The sequence below is a fragment of the Halorubrum vacuolatum genome (genome assembly GCF_900188065.1).
Lineage (GTDB): Archaea > Halobacteriota > Halobacteria > Halobacteriales > Haloferacaceae > Halorubrum > Halorubrum vacuolatum.
Genome location: NZ_FZNQ01000002.1, coordinates 39,687 through 57,396 on the forward strand (window position 1 = coordinate 39,687; position 17,710 = coordinate 57,396).

16 protein-coding genes and 2 tRNA genes are annotated in these 17,710 nt (G+C 65.6%); 5 read left to right on the plus strand and 13 right to left on the minus strand.

Translation table 11 applies throughout. The features are described from left to right. Positions 1-45: 45 nt before the first annotated feature. Both CHB65_RS02605 and CHB65_RS02610 read right to left on the minus strand, forming a co-directional pair. Complete coding sequence (locus CHB65_RS02605) at positions 46-1,080, minus strand: hypothetical protein (protein ID WP_143420337.1); 1,035 nt, start codon at positions 1,078-1,080, stop codon at positions 46-48. Then, complete coding sequence (locus tag CHB65_RS02610; RefSeq protein WP_089383509.1) at positions 1,077-2,159, minus strand: S49 family peptidase; 1,083 nt, start codon at positions 2,157-2,159, stop codon at positions 1,077-1,079. The genes CHB65_RS02605 and CHB65_RS02610 overlap by 4 nt, the downstream gene beginning before the upstream one ends. A gap of 385 nt (positions 2,160-2,544) precedes the next feature. Here CHB65_RS02610 and CHB65_RS02615 point away from each other — a divergent pair, with 385 nt between their 5' ends. After that, entirely contained in the window at positions 2,545-2,991 is a 447-nt protein-coding gene (locus tag CHB65_RS02615; RefSeq protein WP_089383510.1) for a type IV pilin, read from the plus strand. A gap of 337 nt (positions 2,992-3,328) precedes the next feature. Here the strand turns inward: CHB65_RS02615 and CHB65_RS02625 are convergent. From CHB65_RS02625 to trmY, 3 genes are all read right to left on the minus strand, one after another. After that, positions 3,329-3,401: transfer RNA gene (locus CHB65_RS02625), tRNA-Pro, on the minus strand. Positions 3,402-3,475: 74 nt separating this feature from the next. Then, positions 3,476-3,934, minus strand: a complete 459-nt coding sequence (locus CHB65_RS02630; RefSeq protein ID WP_089383512.1) for a CHY zinc finger protein — start codon at positions 3,932-3,934, stop codon at positions 3,476-3,478. 2 nt (positions 3,935-3,936) lie between these two features. Then, positions 3,937-4,533 (minus strand): tRNA (pseudouridine(54)-N(1))-methyltransferase TrmY, encoded by a 597-nt coding sequence (trmY, locus tag CHB65_RS02635; protein ID WP_089383513.1) that lies wholly within the window; start codon positions 4,531-4,533, stop codon positions 3,937-3,939. Positions 4,534-4,584: 51 nt separating this feature from the next. Between trmY and CHB65_RS17250 the strand changes: the two genes are divergently transcribed. Next, positions 4,585-4,734: a hypothetical protein gene (locus CHB65_RS17250; RefSeq protein WP_179213561.1), complete on the plus strand. Its 150-nt coding sequence runs from the start codon at positions 4,585-4,587 to the stop codon at positions 4,732-4,734. A gap of 46 nt (positions 4,735-4,780) precedes the next feature. On the opposite strand, the gene pyrF is transcribed toward CHB65_RS17250, so the two are convergent. The 4 genes from pyrF to CHB65_RS02655 all read right to left on the minus strand — a co-directional run bounded on the left by pyrF (position 4,781) and on the right by CHB65_RS02655 (position 10,236). Then, the gene (pyrF, locus tag CHB65_RS02640) at positions 4,781-5,608 is read right to left on the minus strand and encodes an orotidine-5'-phosphate decarboxylase (protein ID WP_089383514.1); all 828 of its coding nucleotides are present in this window, start codon (positions 5,606-5,608) and stop codon (positions 4,781-4,783) included. A 437-nt stretch (positions 5,609-6,045) separates the two neighbouring features. Then, positions 6,046-9,270, minus strand: a complete 3,225-nt coding sequence (gene carB, locus CHB65_RS02645; protein WP_089383515.1) for a carbamoyl-phosphate synthase large subunit — start codon at positions 9,268-9,270, stop codon at positions 6,046-6,048. Positions 9,271-9,421: 151 nt separating this feature from the next. Then, positions 9,422-9,628 carry a hypothetical protein gene (locus CHB65_RS02650; protein WP_089383516.1) on the minus strand — a complete coding sequence of 69 codons (207 nt, stop codon included), beginning with the start codon at positions 9,626-9,628 and terminating at the stop codon, positions 9,422-9,424. Positions 9,629-9,687: 59 nt separating this feature from the next. Further along, positions 9,688-10,236 carry a DUF5815 family protein gene (locus CHB65_RS02655; RefSeq protein WP_089383517.1) on the minus strand — a complete coding sequence of 183 codons (549 nt, stop codon included), beginning with the start codon at positions 10,234-10,236 and terminating at the stop codon, positions 9,688-9,690. Between the two features lie 131 nt (positions 10,237-10,367). Here CHB65_RS02655 and CHB65_RS02660 point away from each other — a divergent pair, with 131 nt between their 5' ends. Next, the gene (locus CHB65_RS02660) at positions 10,368-11,651 is read left to right on the plus strand and encodes a tRNA pseudouridine(54/55) synthase Pus10 (RefSeq protein ID WP_089383518.1); all 1,284 of its coding nucleotides are present in this window, start codon (positions 10,368-10,370) and stop codon (positions 11,649-11,651) included. A gap of 271 nt (positions 11,652-11,922) precedes the next feature. Here the strand turns inward: CHB65_RS02660 and rqcH are convergent, their stop codons facing one another. The 4 genes from rqcH to CHB65_RS02680 form a co-directional block, all read right to left on the minus strand. Further along, a complete protein-coding gene (gene rqcH, locus CHB65_RS02665; protein ID WP_089383519.1) occupies positions 11,923-14,103 on the minus strand; it encodes a ribosome rescue protein RqcH in 2,181 nt (726 codons plus the stop codon). Between the two features lie 50 nt (positions 14,104-14,153). After that, a complete protein-coding gene (locus tag CHB65_RS02670; protein ID WP_089383520.1) occupies positions 14,154-14,603 on the minus strand; it encodes a universal stress protein in 450 nt (149 codons plus the stop codon). 319 nt (positions 14,604-14,922) lie between these two features. Continuing rightward, positions 14,923-14,996 (minus strand) — tRNA-Ile (locus CHB65_RS02675). Between the two features lie 177 nt (positions 14,997-15,173). Next, complete coding sequence (locus CHB65_RS02680) at positions 15,174-15,791, minus strand: FxsA family protein (protein WP_089383521.1); 618 nt, start codon at positions 15,789-15,791, stop codon at positions 15,174-15,176. 120 nt (positions 15,792-15,911) lie between these two features. Between CHB65_RS02680 and CHB65_RS02685 the strand changes: the two genes are divergently transcribed. Both CHB65_RS02685 and CHB65_RS02690 read left to right on the plus strand, forming a co-directional pair. Then, a complete protein-coding gene (locus CHB65_RS02685; RefSeq protein ID WP_089383522.1) occupies positions 15,912-16,616 on the plus strand; it encodes a DUF1405 domain-containing protein in 705 nt (234 codons plus the stop codon). Positions 16,617-16,656: 40 nt separating this feature from the next. After that, on the plus strand, positions 16,657-17,703 hold the full coding sequence (locus tag CHB65_RS02690; protein WP_089383523.1) for a hypothetical protein: 1,047 nt from the start codon (positions 16,657-16,659) through the stop codon (positions 17,701-17,703). Positions 17,704-17,710 lie beyond the last annotated feature (7 nt).

A 17,710-nucleotide genomic window follows, 5' to 3' on the forward strand; every position in this document is an offset into this window, starting at 1 on the left:
TGGCTGCACGTTCCGTCGAGTAGCGGCCGGAAGAGCCGATCCGGACTATCCCTGCGGGGGCTCCTCCTCGGGGAACTCCTCCGGCGGAACCGGCTCACCCGGCGGCGCTTCGTCGCCGGAGCTCTCGGGCGGCTGCTGTGCGGCGTTCCGATCGTTTTCGACGAGGAAGTCCGCGAGGTTCCCGATCAGCACGTCGTTGTCGACGCGCTGAGCGTTCTCCGGCGACATGAAGTCGCTGTCGCCGGCCATCACCACGCTGCCGGTGTGGATGAGAAGCGGCTTCTCGGTTGAGGCACGGGTTGTCGAGAGCTGGCTGCCGTCGCTCGGGCGCAACTCGGCGTTGGCGAAGTTGGTTCCGACGGGCGTCGCCGATTGGAAGACTACGCGATCGACGCCGTCCGTGACCGGCGACTCGGCGTCGGGCTCGGCGTAGACACGCTGGTAGTTCAGGTCGTGGTCCTCCATGTTGTAGACGTATCCGGGCTCGGTCGTCACGCCGAGCGCCGCATCGAGGGCCGCAGCACCCGGCTGGTCGAACTCCGCATCCCCATCGCTCGCCAACAGCACGTGGCCGTCGTTCTCGGCGAACGTCTCGATGTCCTCGACCTCCGCGTCGGCGTACTCGGTACGGAAGGTCACGAACGCGTCGGCCTCGGCGAGGTCGGCACCGAGGGCGGTCGGTTCGTCGTCTCCGGGCGGCTGTGCGCCGGGCTCCGGCGTGTGGATCCGAACCTCGTGGCCGTTCTCGATGAGCGCGTTCACCAACGGCCGAACGTCGCGGTCCGCGGCGCCGTCGGCACCGAGCCCGAGCAGCGCGAGGGGGTCGGCGGCCACGCCGCCGTCAGCCGCCGCGCCGGGATCGATGAGGATCGTCTGTGGCGGAGCCGTACTCGACATCTCCACGTCGGCCTCGCCGGGGGTACCGTCGTGGACCAGGTCCTCATCGAGGTAGTGATCGTTCTCCAGTTCGGGGGGCGTCTCCGCGCCGTCGGCCGTGAGGTAGCCGATGCCCGCAGCGCCACCGAGGATCAGCGCGAACGTCGCGACGAAGGCGACGGCGAGCGTCATGGCGCGGTTCATGGGCTCACCTCCCCTGAAAGCGAGGGTGCATCGTTCGTCTCCCCGTCCTCGCGCGTCTCGCCGTCGGTCTCATCCGTTCGGTCCTCGATCTCATCGGTCTCGTTCGTTCCGTCGGTTTCGTCGCCGTTCACGGCTCCGCTTCCGGCCGTGTCGCCGTCACCGGCGGCCGACTCGATGTCGTCGGCGGCGAAGCGTTCGATGGTGTCGATGTGCGGGACCGCTCCCTCATAGACGTACGCGAACGGCATCGGTTCGACCTCGGCGTAGCCGGGGTCGTTCGAGTAGACGGCGACGAGCTCATCGTCCGTCTGGATCAGGATCGGCAGGTCGCCGTCCATGCCGGTCTCGCGGGTGTCGACCTCGTAGTTTCGCATGCCTGCTCGGTCGGCGGCCTCGTGGACGGCCTCGTCGAGCGAGCCGATCTCGTCGGCGAAGCCGTTGTGGACCGCCTCGGTGCCGAGATAGACGTCGGCGTGTGCGACCTCCTCGCGTGGCATTTCGAACTCGTCACCGCGTTCCTCCATCATCGCATCGACGAACGTGTCGGCGAGCGTCTGTTGCTGGGCCCACTGTTCGATCTCGTTGCTGCCGGTCTTGTCGGGGCCGCTCGGGCCTTCGACCGGTGGCGACGAGGCGGGTGCCGGGGCGTTCAAACCGATGCTGCCGACGGTGGAGGTCGGTAGGACGTAGATCTCGTCGGCGGGCGCCATCGCGTAGTAACCGCCGGAGGCGCTGATGTCCTGGACGCTGGCGATGACGGGCATCTCCGCGCTGGTTCGCTGGACCGATTTGTACATCCGTTCGGAGGCGACGGGTTGGCCGCCGCTCGTGTCGAGTTTCAACACGACCGCGCCGACGGAGTCGTTGTTCCGTGCCTCGGAGAGTTCTGCTTCAACGTCGTCCGCGAGGGCGGCGTTGACCGTTCCTTCGACCTCGACAACGGCGACCGTGTCGGACGGATCGCTGGTGGTGCCGTAGACGACGGGAACGAACACCGCCGCCACCACCGTAGCCACCACGACGACGATCGCGACCTGCTGTCGCATCGAGAGGGCGTCAAGATAGTCGTTAGCGGGCATTGCCGATTAGCAGTTAAATTGACCGTCACTTAACGGTGGGGGTGGGTCAAACCGCGCGTTCAGCCACATCGTCACGAACCCTCATGGCCACGCTTCCGAGCCCTCGGACACCCGCGTACCCGGCGATCTCCGGCTCCGTTCGCATTCGCCTGCTCAGCCGTCTCCGACTCGTTGTCGCGGACTGTGGAGTACCTCCTCATGAGCCGCCGATCAGCGATGCGGAACGCGGCCGGTCGCGGATGTTATCAATTGAGATATTTGAATGGGACCGCTTATATGTACCCCACCACTCCCTTCAACCAACCAGACGGGGATCGGGAGTTAGACGGGATCGGCGGTCGCGTCGAAGACGTCCCCAATCCCCACCCCCGCTGGGGACCAAACAATGCAACTCAGCAAGCTATTCAACGACGACAAGGCGGTGTCGCCGGTCATTGGGGTTATCCTGATGGTCGCGATCACCGTGATTCTCGCCGCCGTCATCGGCACGTTCGTGCTCGGACTCGGTGATCAAGTCCGTGATACGACGCCATCGGCATCGATCAACTCGGAGATCGTCGACGAGGAAGTCAGGTTTACACACGAGAGCGGACAGAACATCGCGGTGGACAATTTGCGACTCTCCGGGCCTAGCCCCTACGATGAATCACTAACTGACATATCTGACGATGATCTAGACGAAGAGTTCAATGCCGGAGATAACTTCACTGCAGGTGATACGATCACCACCGATGGACTCGGTGCCAGTGAGGGTAGTGATAACACCCTGAGACTTGTCTGGGAGAGCGGAGGTTCGTCATCCACTCTGAGTAGTCAGGATTACAACGACTAGTAATAGTCTATCAAGTCTCTTTTTAAACGACCGATCGGACGACGAGCGGCTAATATCAGACGGAACACCACCGGATCGACGCGGGATCCCGTCACCGTGTAGAGGCACGCGTCGATCCAGCGGAGCGACCAGCTCACCAAGTCGGTGGGAGGCAGGCTCGCACCGATCAGTATATAAAACATGCAAAAGGTGGGCCGGCGCAGATATCGAACAGATGCGAGACGGTCGTCCTCGCTTCGCTCGGACGCTGCGACTCGCGTGTTCGAATCTCCGCCTCGTCATTTCACCCCACGTCGGACTCCTCGCTATCGCTCGTCGCTTCGACGTGGGGTAAAAGTGGGCCGGCGCAGATTCGAACTGCGGTTACGGCCACCCGAAGGCCGAAGGATACCAGGCTACCCCACCGGCCCGCATGCGAAGGGAGGCCGGCACATCTTTTAACGCTTCCGAACACGCCCGCGAGCCGGCACCCACACCGAATCCGTCACCCCTCGAAGTACCGATCCCGATGCCGCCGACACCCCGGATTGAACGCCGCGCCACACGCCGGACACGCGTCCCCACACCCGAGATACGCCCGCGCGGTGAGCGTCGATCCACACCGCCCACACAACACCGCCGGCTCGTCGAACCGATCCCGCGGCCACGGCGCCATCCGATGGTTCGTCACCACGTCGTGACACGCAAAACAGGGATAATACACCGCACAGCGACCACACCGCAACGCGACCACGTCCACCGGATCGTCCCAGTGTGCACACCGCGTCTCGGCGTCGACCGCAACGCCCCGCACCGGCACCGAAAACCGCCCGTCGAGGGCCGGTGGACGGGTCGTCCGTCGGTCCGGATCGTCGGCCGAACCGCGATCCTCACCATCCGCGTCGTCCCCGACCGCATCGTCCCCATCTACGTCGTCCACGACTGCGTCCTCGCCGTCGCACATGCTCAGTAGTCCGTGTAACCGTCGGTGTCGAGCCAGTTGTGCGCGACAGAGACGGTGTGATCGGCGTGGAGCAGCTTCGGACCGACCCGAAGCTCGTGGTCGCCACGCTCCGCGAGGACGTCGGCCTCATCGACGGTGAAATCGCCGTGATCCGAGAGGACGAACACGGGGTCCGCGGGCGGGTCGACATCGACGAGCGGGTCGCCGTCCTCGTGCAGCGTCACGAGCGAGCCGTCGGCGGCCACCCGGTCGAGCGTCGCTTCGAGGCCCATCCGGCGCAGCTCGACGCCGGGGGAGACGTCGGCGGGCATGTGGCCGATCGCGTCGGCGCGCGCGGCGAGTGCGTCCCGGATCCGAGCGGCCACGTTGCGCTCGTCGGGGTGGAGGTGTCGCAGCCGGTTCGAATCGAACGTCACCGTGAGCGCGTCGCCACAGATCAGGTGGACGCGCACGTCCTCGCGGATCCCGTGTGAGAGGAAGACGCCGGTCGCGACACAGCGGCAGAGCAGGTCGAGCCGGCCCGCACCGGGGAGGTCATCGAGCGAGATCGGATCCGGCGTCGTCGGCACGTCGTGCCCAACGACGATGAACTGGCGCATACGGGACCGTCAGCCCAAATCGACATAAGCCGTGCGACCCACGGCGGAGACATGAGCGTCACCGGCATCTGTCACGTCTGTGAATCGGCCGCCGCCCGGCACACCTGCGAGCTATGCGGGCAGGCCGTCTGTAGGGATCACTGGCGATCGACGACGGGCGTCTGTCTCGCCTGTGCCCGCGGGACCGGCGGCGAGATGTGACCAGACCCGTGCGGGCGGACGTGGCCGTCTGGATCCCTCTCGCGGGCTATCGATACCGGTTCAGCCGCTTTTGCAGGCGCTTCGCGGCGTCACCGGCCGCGCCGAAGTAGGTCGCCTCGTCCTCGGGCCGGGCGGCGTTCTCGCCCGCGAAGATGATCCCCCGCGAGGAGTTCACGAGGCCGACGTCGACGCTCGTTCCGGGCACCTCGGCGAGCCCGTATTCGACGGCCGCCTCGGCGTCGCCGCCCTGCGCGCCGACCCCCGGGACGAGGAAGGGGATCTCGGGGACGATACCCCGGACGGTTTCGAGTTCCTCGGGTGCGGTCGCACCGACGACGAGGCCGACGTTCCCGTTCGCGTTCCAGACGTCGGCGAGGGCCGCGACCCGCTCGTAGAGGGGTTCACCGGAGGCGAGTTCGAGGTCCTGGAGGTCGGCCCCGCCGGGGTTGGAGGTTCGACAGAGGATGAACACGCCGGCGTCGGTGTCGAGGAACGGCTGGAGGGAATCGCGGCCGAGATACGGGTTCACCGTGATCGCGTCGACGGTTTCGAGGACTTCGGCGTACCGTCGACTGGTGTTTCCGATGTCGGCCCGCTTCGCATCGAGGAGGACGGGAACGCCCTTTCCGTCGGCGTAAGCGATGGTTTCGGTGAGCGCGCGCCAGCCGTCGGGATCTTCGTAGAAGGCGGCGTTCGGTTTATAACAGGCCGCGTGTTCGTGGGTCGCGTCGATGATCCGGCGGTTGAACGCCCATCGCGGGAGGTCGGCGTCCGCGAGGAAGTCGGGGAGTCGGCTCGGGTCGGGGTCGAGGCCGACGGAGACGACGCTGTCGGTTGTATCGATCCGGTCGGCCAGCGTCTCGAAGAAGCGCATATCTGGTCTCTCAATCGGGCGGCGCTAAACGTTGTCTGTCCCGGCTTCGCGGTTCGTTCGATCATATACTAGCGTCTCCAGCATGCCGGATCGGGCCGCTCTGTATATAAATCGCTTCGGCACACGCGCCAGCCTCGGTCAACCTCACCCTCCCCAGCCGACGACCGACGCCCGCCGCGTCGCTCCGGGCGTCGGCCGGACCCTCGCGCGCGTTTCTCGCGCGCGCCGGAGGGTCACACCGACCTGGGGTCGCCCGTCCATGCTGTGCGGACGGGCTGGTGAACCCTTATAAACGAAAACGGCCCCACACTCCCCGTGGTTTAACAGACAGTCCACGTCGGTCGAGGCGGGTGTGCGGTGCGCCGTCGTGGAAAGCAGGTCGCACGCACCGTCTGTTCGCCAACCCGCTCGCGGTATGTTTCGAGCCGCCAGCCCGGCTACTCGCCCCAGTTCGCGACGCGCTGTGGGCGGTCGGAGACGGCCATCACGTCGAGGTCATCGTCCTGATGTGCGAGCGCCTCCAGCGCCGCCTTCGCCGATGCGTGCGTCGAGAAGTAGGTGATCTCCTCCTCAACGGCCACCTCCAACAGCTCACGCTGACGTGAGACGATGAGGTCGACCTCGCCGCGCCGGGTCGCCTCCACGAGATCCGTCGCCGTCGACAGCTCGAAGTGCTCCGCGAACCCCTCGACGAGCGCCTCGCCCGCCTCGGCGCCCGGATCCGGGAACTCATCGGCCGAGAGGTCGACGACCGCCGTCCCGCTCCGCGGGATCGACTTGCCCGTCGAGTCCTGCGCCTTATCGTAGGCCTTCCCGAACGAGCGGGCCGTCCCCATCACCTCACCGGTGGATTTCATCTCCGGCCCGAGCCGCGGGTCCGATCCGGGCAGCCGGTCGAACGGCAGGACGACCTCCTTCACGCTACGGTGCTCGGGGATCCGCTCCTCGGCCTCCAAGTCCGCGAGAGTGAGATCGTCGGTCATCACCTTCGCGGCCAGCTTCGCGATCGGCACGCCTGTCGCCTTCGAGACGAACGGAACCGTCCGCGAGGAGCGCGGGTTCGCCTCAAGTACGTATACCGTGCTTTCGACGTCGTCGTCGCCGACGCCGGTCACCGCCAGCTGGACGTTCAACAGGCCGACCGTATCGAGCGCACGGGCGATCCGCTCGGTCACCTCACGCACCCTCGCGAGTGTCTCCTCGGAGAGCGACCGCGGCGGGATCATACACGCGGAGTCACCGGAGTGGACGCCGGCGCTCTCGACGTGTTCCATCACGCCGCCGATCAGCACGTCATCGCCGTCAGCTACCGCGTCGACGTCAAGTTCCACGGCGTCCGCGAGATACTGGTCGATCAGGATCGGTTTATCGGGCGAGACGCGGACCGCCTCCTCGATGTACCGTTCGAGCTCCTCGTCGTCCTCAACGACGCGCATCGCCCGACCGCCGAGCACGTACGACGGGCGCACGAGCACTGGATAGCCGATCTCGTGGGCGAGATGTAACGCCTCCTCGCGACTCCTCGCGGTTCCACCCTCCGGCTGTGCGACGTCCATCTCGCCCATGAGGAGGTTGAAGCGGTCGCGGTCCTCCGCGAGATCCATCGCCTCAACGCTCGTCCCGAGGATCTCACAGTCGAGCCCGCGGCGCTCGATCTCGTCCTGTAGGGGCTGGCCGACGTTCACGGACGTCTGGCCACCGAACTGGACCATCACCCCGTCGGCACCCGTCGTCTCGATGACGTCGGCGATCTCCTCGGCGGAGATCGGCTCGAAGAAGAGCCCGTCGGAGGTGTCGTAGTCCGTCGAGACGGTCTCTGGATTGTTGTTAACGACGTGTGCGTCGATTCCCAACTCACGGAGCGCACGCACCGCGTGGACCGCACAGTAGTCGAACTCCACACCCTGACCGATACGGATCGGGCCGCCACCGACCACGACGACGCTTTCGACGTCGGTGTCGACACGAACCTCGTTCGCCGCGCCAGCAGTATTGGCGTCCATCAGGAACTCCGGCAGCCGCGCGGAATAGTAGTACGGTGTGGAGGCCTCGAACTCACCGGCACAGGTATCGACCTGCTTGAACGTACGGTCCGGAACCGCGGTCTCCACGTCGCTCACGTCGGCATCGACGCCACCAGCGGCGGCGACCGCCGCGATCTCGGCGTTCGTCCGACCCGCGGAGGCGGCTGGCGTGAACTCACCGGTTGCGGCTTTTGCGGTCGCATCGGCGATGTTCTCGAACCGTTCGACGTACCACTCGTGGATGTCGGTGAGTTCGACGACGTCCTCGACCAAATAGCCGCGGTCGAACGCCTCGAAGATCGCGTAGGGGCGATCGGGACTTGGGCGGACGAGATATTCCGTCTCCAACTCCTCGTCGGATACGTCCTCGAAGTCGACGGCGGGGTCGTACTCCGAGGAGCGGAGCGCTTTCGTCATGCTCTCCTCGAACGTCCGGCCGATCGCCATCGCCTCGCCGGTCGATTTCATCGCCGTCCCGAGCTCGAAGTCGACATCCTCGAACTTGTCGATGGGCCAACGGGGCACCTTCGTGACGACGTAATCGATGGCGGGTTCGAAGGCGGCAGTCGTCTCGCCGGTGATCTCGTTTTTGATCTCGTGGAGCCGCTTGCCGAGCGCGACCTTCGCGGTGACACGTGCGATGGGGTACCCGGTCGCTTTTGAGGCGAGCGCCGACGAGCGTGAGACGCGCGGGTTGACCTCAACGACGCGGTACTCTCCACCCGGCGTGCCGTCGTCATGCCACGCGAACTGGATGTTACAGCCGCCCTGAATGCCGAGTTCCCGGATGACTTCAAGGGCAGCGTCACGCATCTCTTGATGGCCATCGTCGGGAATGACCTGCGAGGGAGTGACAACGGTGGATTCGCCCGTGTGAATCCCCATTGGATCGATGTTCTCCATGTTACAGATGATGATACAGGAGTTATCGGCGTCCCGCATCACCTCGTACTCCAACTCGACCCAGCCGGAGATCGACTCGGTGATCAACACCTCACCGTTACGCGAGAGACGCAGTCCCTTCCGAACGCGCTCAACGAGGTTATCGAAGTCGTCGACGACCCCTGAGCCCGATCCGCCGAGCGTGTACGTCGTCCGCGCGATGACGGGGAGGCCACCGACTTCGTCGACGGCCGCCTGGACACGTTCGCGGAACGACTCCTCGTCGAAGTCCGTGACGGACTCATCTTCACCAAGTGAGATCGTTGTCGACTTCGGCATTGGCTGGCCAATCTTCTCCATCCGCTGACGGAACAGATCGCGATCCTCCGTCGCGTAGATGGTATCGAGCGGCGTTCCCATCACCTCGACATCGTACTTTTCTAAGATTCCCTGCTCGGCCAGCTCCGCGGTGACATTGAGCCCGGTCTGTCCGCCGAGGCCGGCGATGACCCCATCGGGCTCTTCGATCCGGATCACCTCGGCGATGGCTTCAGGGGTGATCGGCTCGATATAGACTCGGTCCGCGGTGTCCGGGTCGGTCATGATCGTCGCCGGGTTGGAGTTCACCAACACGACCCGTGCGCCCTCCTCCTGAAGCGCGCGGCATGCCTGCGCGCCGGAGTAGTCGAACTCCGCAGCCTGTCCGATCTGGATCGGCCCGCTGCCGATGAGCAGAATGGTCCGGTCCTCGCTCATTATCCCGACGAAGTGCGTTCATCGTAATAAGGGCGGCGATAAAATACGATTATCGTAGCCTGTTTGCGATAATCGAAAGATATGGTGTCACATACCGCACTCGTCGGTGGTCACCAAGAGCTGTCGCCCGGTCGGTCCTCGTCAGGATCCGTCAGTTGTTCAGTCGATACCGATAGGGTCGCTTGGTTATGACTTCCACTTCGCCACGTTCGGCCCACCGCCCCAACACGGTAGCGACACGATGCGGGCTATCGATCCCCTCACGCTCGTCCAACAGCGTGAGGATCTCCCGCGCCGTCAACGGCTCGTCGGCCTCGGCGAGCACACCGCGTAACCGCTCGTATTCATGGGTGTGCATGTGTCTTACGTACACCCCCCACACCTATAGCGTTCAGTGAGACAGGAGTCAGACGATCGTCAGACGCCCCCGTCCTGTGCGTATGGATCGACGGCGTCGAGGTCGCGTTCGGCACGGTATCGCTCGACGAACTCGGCCACGTCGAAGGCGGCCATTTCCTCCTCGAAGGCGGCCAGCGCGTCGTCGTCGTTCGCGTGACTGACGGCGTGTTCCATCAGTTCGACGACGAGTTCGACGATCACCTCGTGGAGTCGGCGCGCGTCGAAGTCCGCGACCCAAACCATCGCGTAGCCGACGTCGGCATTCTCGCTCGCGTCGTGTGTGACGACACCCTCCGGAAACTCCTCTAACACGATGCCGAGGAGGTGGGGCGTGTCGAACTCCGGCATCTCCTCGCTCGTCGTCTCGATCGCCTCACGAAGCACGTCGACGAGAAATTCCGGGAGAAACCGTTCGGGCGGGTGAACGTCCATGACGACCGCGTGGGTTCCGCCGCAATCGCAGTGATACTCGCGCATCCCGAGATCGAGCGCCCCGAGCCGGACGGACTCGCCACAGGGAAGCTCAAGGGCGTCCTCGTCGCCACCGGGGACGCGTGGCTGAACCATATCCCCGATTGAACGCTCGGTGGGTTAAAGGACGCGAAGCCGAGCGGCCGGACGTAACCGTGAGCGGTTCACGGGCCGGGAGGCCCGGCGCGTTCCACAAGACAATTAGCGCCGGGTGCGCTTTCGCTCGCATGGACGTACTGGAGGTCGCGGCCGATGCGACCGCGACGGGTCCGGTCTGTGACGCCTGCCTCGGTCGACTCGTCGCCGACCGGAGCTTCGGGCTGTCGAACGCCGACCGCGGACGGGCGCTTCGTGTCGCCCGTGAGCTGGCGGCCGATATGGATCACGAGCCGGTCGGGCCGGCCGACTGCTGGGTCTGTGAGGGCCACTGTGGAACCCACGACCGATGGGCCCAACGGGCCGCCGAGGCGGTCGACGGGATCGAGTTCGCCACGTACAACGTCGGCACCCGTCCCTCGCCGTTAATCGAGGAGAACGACCGATTGCTCCGTGAGGAGGTCGGGCTGAACCCCGAGGCCGGCGAGCTGTTTAAATCGGCGTTCAACCGCGAGGTCGGCAAACGGTTCGGCTCGTTGACCGGCGCGACGGTCTCGTTCGATCGGCCGGACGTGCAGTTCACGATCGATCTGGCCGACGACGAGTTGGGGACGAAGGTGAACTCGACGTTCGTCTACGGCCGCTATCGGAAACTGGAGCGCGATATCCCGCAGACGGAGTGGCCCTGTCGGGAGTGTCACGCGTCGGGTCGGCGGGGACGCGAGCCGTGTGATCACTGCGGCGGGAGCGGCTATCTCTACGATGAGAGCGTCGAAGGCTACGTCGCGCCGATCGTTGAGGACGTGATGGACGGCACCGAGGCGGTCTTTCACGGCGCGGGACGCGAGGACGTCGACGCGCTCATGCTCGGGACGGGACGGCCGTTCGTCGTCGAGATCGAGGAGCCACGTCGCCGCCGGGTCGACGTCGAGCGGCTGGAGGGCGACATCAACGCGCTCGCGGAGGGGGCGATCGAAGTCGAAGGGTTGCGGCTCGCGACGTACGATATGGTGGCGCGGGTGAAGGAACTGGAGGCGTCGAAGCGCTACCGCGCGGCGGTCGCCTTCGATGCGGACGTGGCCGAGGAGTCGCTTGTGGCGGCCGCGGAGCGGCTCTCCGGGGCGACGATCGAACAGTACACGCCGAACCGGGTCGACCATCGGCGGGCGAGCCTCACGCGCGAGCGCGAGGTGTATGAATTGACCGCCGAGTTGGAAGGGCCCCGGGAGGCGACCGTCGAGGTCCACGGCGCGGGCGGACTGTATATAAAGGAGCTGATCTCCGGGGATGAGGGGCGGACCGAACCGAGCCTCGCCGGATTGTTGGGTGTGGGGGCGGAAGTGACCGCGCTCGATGTGCTCGCCGTGGAGGGCGAGGCGGAGCCGTTCGAGGATGAAGCGTTCTTCCGGGATTGAGCGGTCAGGGTCGTCTCCGCGGATTTGGCGTATCCGTCGACCTCACCCTCCCCAGCCGACGACCGACGCCCGCCGCGATGCGTGCGGCGGGCGTCGGTCGGACCCTCGCGCGCGTTTCTCGCGCGCGCCGGAGGGTGTTCTTTGAGCGGAGTGTTTTGAGTGTGCGTACCGGTCAGTCGCCTTTTAAAATACGATTCCCGCTATTGCTGATAAATCGAACTCGTTAGTTTATAACGAACCCCCGTCAGCTGTCCTGGATGAACGCCACCGCTCAGCCCCTGATCTCGGAGCCACCCGGCGGGAGGAACTCTTGGAGTTGATCCGCGCTTGCGATCTTGCGGACGAACGACTGGTCGGCGAACCGCTCTTTTAATTCCCGATAGACCATCATCGCGGCGTCGTTCTGGGCGTACATTCCGGGTTCAACGGTCACCGTCGTCTCCGCCCGTTCCGTGATGGCCGACGGCGGCCCGCCGATCGCCCGCGTCACGGGCTCACACTGAACCCCGACGGCGACCCGGCACGGAACGTCCTCGAAGTAGGTCCGCTCGCCGCGGATCACGAAACTCCCCTTCTCGATGTACTCGCCGCTCTCGGGCGTCTTCGACACCTGCTCCGGTTCGACCATGTACGCGTCGCCCGCGCCACGCCCGTCCTTCCAGTCGGAGGAGTACGAGACGGCGAACTGGGCGGCCTCCCGAAGCGTCTCCTCGCGCCAGTCGACAGGGTCGGCCGACTCGGAGGGCCCGGCCGCCTTCAAGAGCGTCACCGGCCCGCCGTGTGCCTGCGTGTGGAAGAACCGGTCGTATTTCCCCATGTACTTTTTCACCAGCTCCTCGTTCTGGTCGGCGTTGCGCCCGCCGATGACCAGATAGCCGTCCGAGGTGTGGAACCACCGGAAGCGCTCGTACCAGTCGTCCGGCGACCGGATCGGGATCGAACTCCGCGAGAGCCAGTCGATCTCCGGCGGGTCCTCGCCTTCCTCGTCGTCATCCTCGGCCCGGGGGTCGCCATCGGCGGCCTCCCACTCCGCTTTGCGTTCCTTCACGGCCGCCAGTTCGGCCCGGGTGGACTCGATCGCCTCCTCCGCACCTTCCATTTTTTCCTCGATCCGTTTCGCCTCGCCGTAGAGCCGGTCGGCGTTCACCTCGACGCCCGCATCGGCCTCCAGTTCGACCCGGGTTCCGCCGATCTCGACGGTCACGGTGCCCGCGCCGCCGTCGACGTCGACGACCGCCTCCGCCGCCGGGATCCCCCGTTCGGCCCCGGCCGCGAGCGTCTCCTCGATCTCCGCCCACGGGATCGACTCCTCACGGGCCCCCTGTACCGTCGAGAGCACCTCGTCGACCAGCTCGTAGTTGGCATACAGCAGCTCCGCCCGCTCGCGCTCGGCGGCCGCCTCCTCTTTGAACCCCTCGATCGCGCCCTCCTGCTGTTCGATGATCCGCTCCTGTTTGGCGATCTCCGCCTCGAAATCGGGCCGGGACGGCCCCGAATCCGCCGGCTCGCCGTCGGCCGCGGGGTCCCGTTCGAGCCGCCGGAAGTACTCGTCGACGGCGGCGTTGAACGAGTCGAACCCGACGCTCGGCAACCCCTCACGCTCGACGAGCGGGAATGGCGTGACGTCGACGACGCGCATCTCGGCGTCGTCGGTGTCCGCACCTTCCGTGGCTTCTCCCGCACCGTCCGCAGCCCCTTCGACCGGCTCCTCGTAGATCCGCGGGTCGAACTCGCCGGCCCGAAGCCGCTCGGCGACGTCCGAGATGGCCTCATGAAGCGCCCGATAGGTCGACTCGTCCGCCTCCTCGATGGGAAGTTCCTTCTCCACCCCTGCACGCGCACAGATCTCCTCGGCGTAGAGCCCACCGAGGTTGAGCTGGGTCGCGAGGGTTCGGACGACGTCGCTGTCGGACTCGTTCATGTGCCGGATAAACGCATCGAGGCTCACCTCCAGGGGGTTGAGCCGCGAGGTCGGATAGCCGTACTGCGCGCCGGGTGCGACCGTGCGTGAGCGGAGCCGGACCGTCGAGAGCGATCCGACCACCTCGCCGGTTCCATCGAGGACCGCGACGTTGCCCTGCCCGAACAGCTCGGCGACGACCGTCGTATTCGCGTCCTCGCGTTCGAACTCGAAGGTGAGGATGCGGTCGAACTCGTACTGCGTGACGCCCGCGAAATCGGCCCCGGAGAGCCGGTTTCGGAGCATCTTCGCGAAGTTCGGCGGACGCTCCGGGGCGTCCGCGACGTGTGCGGGGTCGGCGACGTGTGCCCGCTTGATCTCGCCGACCTGCATGAGCAGCTCGACGCGGCCGTGATCGAAGTCGCGGAGCTTCAGCCGAACGAGGTCGTCGTCATAGAGGTACGCCTTGTCGACTTTCGCCCCCTCGTACCGACCGAGTTCGGTGACGAGCGCGCGGAGGTCGATGCTCGAAAGCTCCCGCTTCGGATCCATATCACGGTCCAGACGGGGGTCGGAAAAAGGCGTGTCGTTGTGTCGACGGCTCAGACCGAAAGCACCGGCTGGCTCGCATACAGCAGGACGTACTCGGCCGCCTTCTCTAAGACCTCGCCGGGCCCACCGGTCACGGGTTCGCGCGGCACGACGATGAAGTCCGCGTCGATCTCCTCGGCGGTGTCGAGCACGACGCTCCCGGGATGAACGGTTTTCACTTTCGTCGAGAAGCCGTAGGCGATGGAGTTTCCGTGCGGAACACCCGCGGCGTCCGCACGCTCGATGACGGAGTCGGTGAACGATTCGGTGTCGTCGGCGATGTCGGCCTCGTCGACGGCTCCGGTCTCTATCGCCCGGACGACGTCCTCATCAAGGACGTAGAGGGCATGCACCCTCGCACCATACTCGCGGGCGATGGCGATGGCGTAATCGACGGCCTCGTGGGATTCCTCGCTGCCGTCGACCGGCACGAGGACGAGGTCGATGTCGAGTTCGGTCATGCAAGCACCGTCGTCACCGAGGGTCAAAAACCCCGCTGTGTAACGGTTCATGATGTTCGTTTCACGGGAGGAGCCGCTCCCTAGGCCCAGCAACAGTACGATAGTGTTGTAGAAGGGTGCCGCCAAACCTCGCATCCATAACGTTCGAGGACCATGTGCCTCGCTCCCGGCGGTCGTCGGACGGCAGGTACAACCGAATACGTCGATGTTCGGAAATCAATCGAGGGCAACCGCTCAGACGGCACGGAATATCGAAATTGGGTGGCTGGGGAGTTCCCGGCCCCAATTTCCCGTGGCCGATGAAGGCCAGGGAAGGAGGTGGGCCAACGCGGATTTGAACCGCGGACCTCCCGGTTATCAGCCGAGCGCTCAACCTGACTGAGCTATTGGCCCAGGCGAGCGCATTCAGTCGTTGCGTAGGGAGGTGTTTAAGGGTTTCTTTTCAGGTGTCGCCCCGCTGTCTGGCGGTTTTGTGGCGCATACACACGAGGCGATGACACGGCGTGTGCGCTCACGACCACCCGAAGCGTCCGCTCGCGACCACACGGCGTGTGACTCACGAACGCGTCCTCACGGCGATCGCTCCTCGTCCTCAAGGGTGTAATCCACGTCGACGACGTCGTCCGCACGGTCCTCGTCGGCGAACCGATCCCCGTCGGTCGGCCCCTCCCGTCCGAAGGGGTCGTCCGGGTCATCGGGACCACCCGGACCGCCCGTCCAGCCGCCGGCTCCAGGCTCGAACCCCTCGAATCCGCCGTCGTTTTGGCCCGGAAAGCCGCCGACGTAGACGTTACCGGTGATGAATCCGTCCGTCTCCCGGTCGATGTAGGGGATCACGACGTATCGCTTCAACGCCACCCGGATCGGGACCCGCGAGATCGGGAGCGCGAGCAGGAAGCCGATCGCGTCGGTCACGAGCCCCGGGGTCAAAAGGAGCGCGCCGGCGGCGATAAGGAGCCCGCCGTCAAGCAGTTCGTCGGTCGGCGGCTCCCCGCGCGCGAGCTTTCGCTGGACGCGCGCGATCGTGGCGCGGCCCTCCGCGCGCAACAGCAACATTCCGAGGATGGCGGTCAGCACGACGAGCGCGACGGTGAGCACCGCCCCGAGCCGTGTCGCGACGTAGATCAGAAAGAGGGCGTCCACGAAGGGGACGACGAGGAGCAACGCGAGCAGCGTTCGCGGGCGCATGTCACCTCCTTCCGGCCGGGAACGGATAGCCCTTTTCGTCCCGGTCGGCGACGGGGGAAGACGCTGAACCGGCCTCCCGCGGACCGCCATCGCTTTCAGCGACCGGGTCAACCGACGGATATGAACCTCGTCGGCGCGCTCGGTCGCGACCCGCCCGACCGCGACCCGCTTCCCCGATGGGTCGCCCCGTTGCCGAAGGCGCTTGAGGACGTCGCGTTTCGGTTCGTCTGGGTCATCGTCGCCATCAACCTCGCGGGGACCGCCTTCGGCTTCTGGTACTACCGGTTCCAGTTCGGCCGGGTCGTCCCCGAGATGTGGATCTTCGTGCCGGACAGCCCGATGGCGACGCTGTTTATCGCGCTCGCGCTCGCCTCGTGGGCGATCGGGAAACCGAACGACTACCTCGCGGCGCTCGCGTTCTTCGGAAACATCAAACTCGGGCTCTGGACGCCGTACGTCCTCGTCGCGTTCGCGCCCGGCTTTCTCGCGACCTCCTCGACGCCGATGTACCTCTTTTTGTTCGTGAGTCACCTCGCGATGGCGCTGCAGGCGTTCGTCCTCCATCGGATGACCGACTTCCCGATCAAGGCGGTCGCCGTCGCGGCCGCGTGGTACACCCTCGATCTCCTGATGGACTACTTCGTGCCCATCGTCGGCGACGTCACCCACACGCCGCTGCCATACGCCGGTACCGAGCCGTGGTTTACCACGACGGTGTTGCAGGTCGCCGCCGCCGGCGCCGTGGTCCTTACCGTCATCCCGCTGTTTTGGGCGCTTTCGACGCGGATCGCCATCCTCCGTGTTCGTCGCGCTGAGTCCGCGTGAGCGGCATCCAATTTAAACCCTCAGGCGATTTCGGTATGGTATGAGCGCCTACGAGCGGATCGCCGATCTCACCGTGACGATCGAGTCGGTCGCACGCCGGCGATATACGGCGAACACGACGAGCGGGTTCGAGCGGACCACGACGGAGTTTCGGCTGGCGGGAGACGGGCTCATGGGACGCGGCGAGGACGTGACCTATGACACGGCCGATCACGACGCACTCGCGGCGGTCGACCCGATCGATTTGGAAGGGGAGTGGACGATTGCGGAGCTTTCCGCCGTCCTCGACGAGCGCGACTTATTTCACGGCGAGGAGCCATCCCGACCGGCCGCACGCAACTACCGACGCTGGGCGGTCGAGAGCGCCGCGCTCGATCTCGGCCTCAAACAGGCCGACGAGTCGCTCGGTGAGCGGCTCGGGATCGATCCGGAGCCGGTCCGGTTCGCCGTCTCCACACGGTTGGGCGATCCACCGGCCGCCGAGCGGGTCACGGGGCTACTGAATGTCGACCCGAATCTGGAGTTCAAATTGGATCCGACCCCCGACTGGCCGGATGACCTGTTCGTGACGCTTCGCGAGACCGGCGCGGTCCGCGTGCTCGATTTAAAAGGCTGGTACGAGGGAACGGAGGTCGACGTCGAAGCCGATCCGGAGCTGTATCGAGATGTCCTCGCGGCGTTCCCGCACGCCGTCGTCGAGGATGCCGCATTCACCTCGGAGACGACGCCGCTTTTGGAGCCACAGGCGGAGCGGCTCGCGTTCGATTACCCGATCGACGGCGTGGAGAGCCTCCGTTCGCTGCCCGTCGAGCCCGGCTGGTGTAACATCAAGCCGTCACGCTTTGGGACCGTGGAGTCGCTCTTCGAGACGCTTGCGTACTGTGAACGGGAGGGGATAACATGTTACGGCGGTGGGCAGTTCGAACTCGCGTGTGGCCGTGATCAGATCCAGACGCTCGCGGCGCTCTTTTATCCTGACGCACCGAACGACGTCGCCCCAGGCGTGTTTAACGACCCCGAGGCCGAACCGCCGTATCCGAAAAGCCCGCTCAAACCGGACGCCGAGGCGGTCGGCTTCGCGTATTGAGAAACCC

Bases quoted from the DNA above. Each gene is read 5' to 3' on its own strand.
- CHB65_RS02670 (WP_089383520.1), bottom strand. From the start codon at position 14,603: ATGACCGAACTCGACATCGACCTCGTCCTCGTGCCGGTCGACGGCAGC.
- CHB65_RS02690 (WP_089383523.1), top strand. From the start codon at position 16,657: ATGAGCGCCTACGAGCGGATCGCCGATCTCACCGTGACGATCGAGTCG.
- CHB65_RS17250 (WP_179213561.1), top strand. From the start codon at position 4,585: ATGAGCGTCACCGGCATCTGTCACGTCTGTGAATCGGCCGCCGCCCGG.
- pyrF (WP_089383514.1), bottom strand. From the start codon at position 5,608: ATGCGCTTCTTCGAGACGCTGGCCGACCGGATCGATACAACCGACAGC.
- CHB65_RS02630 (WP_089383512.1), bottom strand. From the start codon at position 3,934: ATGTGCGACGGCGAGGACGCAGTCGTGGACGACGTAGATGGGGACGAT.
- CHB65_RS02660 (WP_089383518.1), top strand. From the start codon at position 10,368: ATGGACGTACTGGAGGTCGCGGCCGATGCGACCGCGACGGGTCCGGTC.
- CHB65_RS02605 (WP_143420337.1), bottom strand. From the start codon at position 1,080: ATGAACCGCGCCATGACGCTCGCCGTCGCCTTCGTCGCGACGTTCGCG.
- CHB65_RS02650 (WP_089383516.1), bottom strand. From the start codon at position 9,628: ATGCACACCCATGAATACGAGCGGTTACGCGGTGTGCTCGCCGAGGCC.
- CHB65_RS02685 (WP_089383522.1), top strand. From the start codon at position 15,912: ATGAACCTCGTCGGCGCGCTCGGTCGCGACCCGCCCGACCGCGACCCG.
- CHB65_RS02615 (WP_089383510.1), top strand. From the start codon at position 2,545: ATGCAACTCAGCAAGCTATTCAACGACGACAAGGCGGTGTCGCCGGTC.
- trmY (WP_089383513.1), bottom strand. From the start codon at position 4,533: ATGCGCCAGTTCATCGTCGTTGGGCACGACGTGCCGACGACGCCGGAT.
- carB (WP_089383515.1), bottom strand. From the start codon at position 9,270: ATGAGCGAGGACCGGACCATTCTGCTCATCGGCAGCGGGCCGATCCAG.
- CHB65_RS02680 (WP_089383521.1), bottom strand. From the start codon at position 15,791: ATGCGCCCGCGAACGCTGCTCGCGTTGCTCCTCGTCGTCCCCTTCGTG.
- rqcH (WP_089383519.1), bottom strand. From the start codon at position 14,103: ATGGATCCGAAGCGGGAGCTTTCGAGCATCGACCTCCGCGCGCTCGTC.
- CHB65_RS02610 (WP_089383509.1), bottom strand. From the start codon at position 2,159: ATGCCCGCTAACGACTATCTTGACGCCCTCTCGATGCGACAGCAGGTC.
- CHB65_RS02655 (WP_089383517.1), bottom strand. From the start codon at position 10,236: ATGGTTCAGCCACGCGTCCCCGGTGGCGACGAGGACGCCCTTGAGCTT.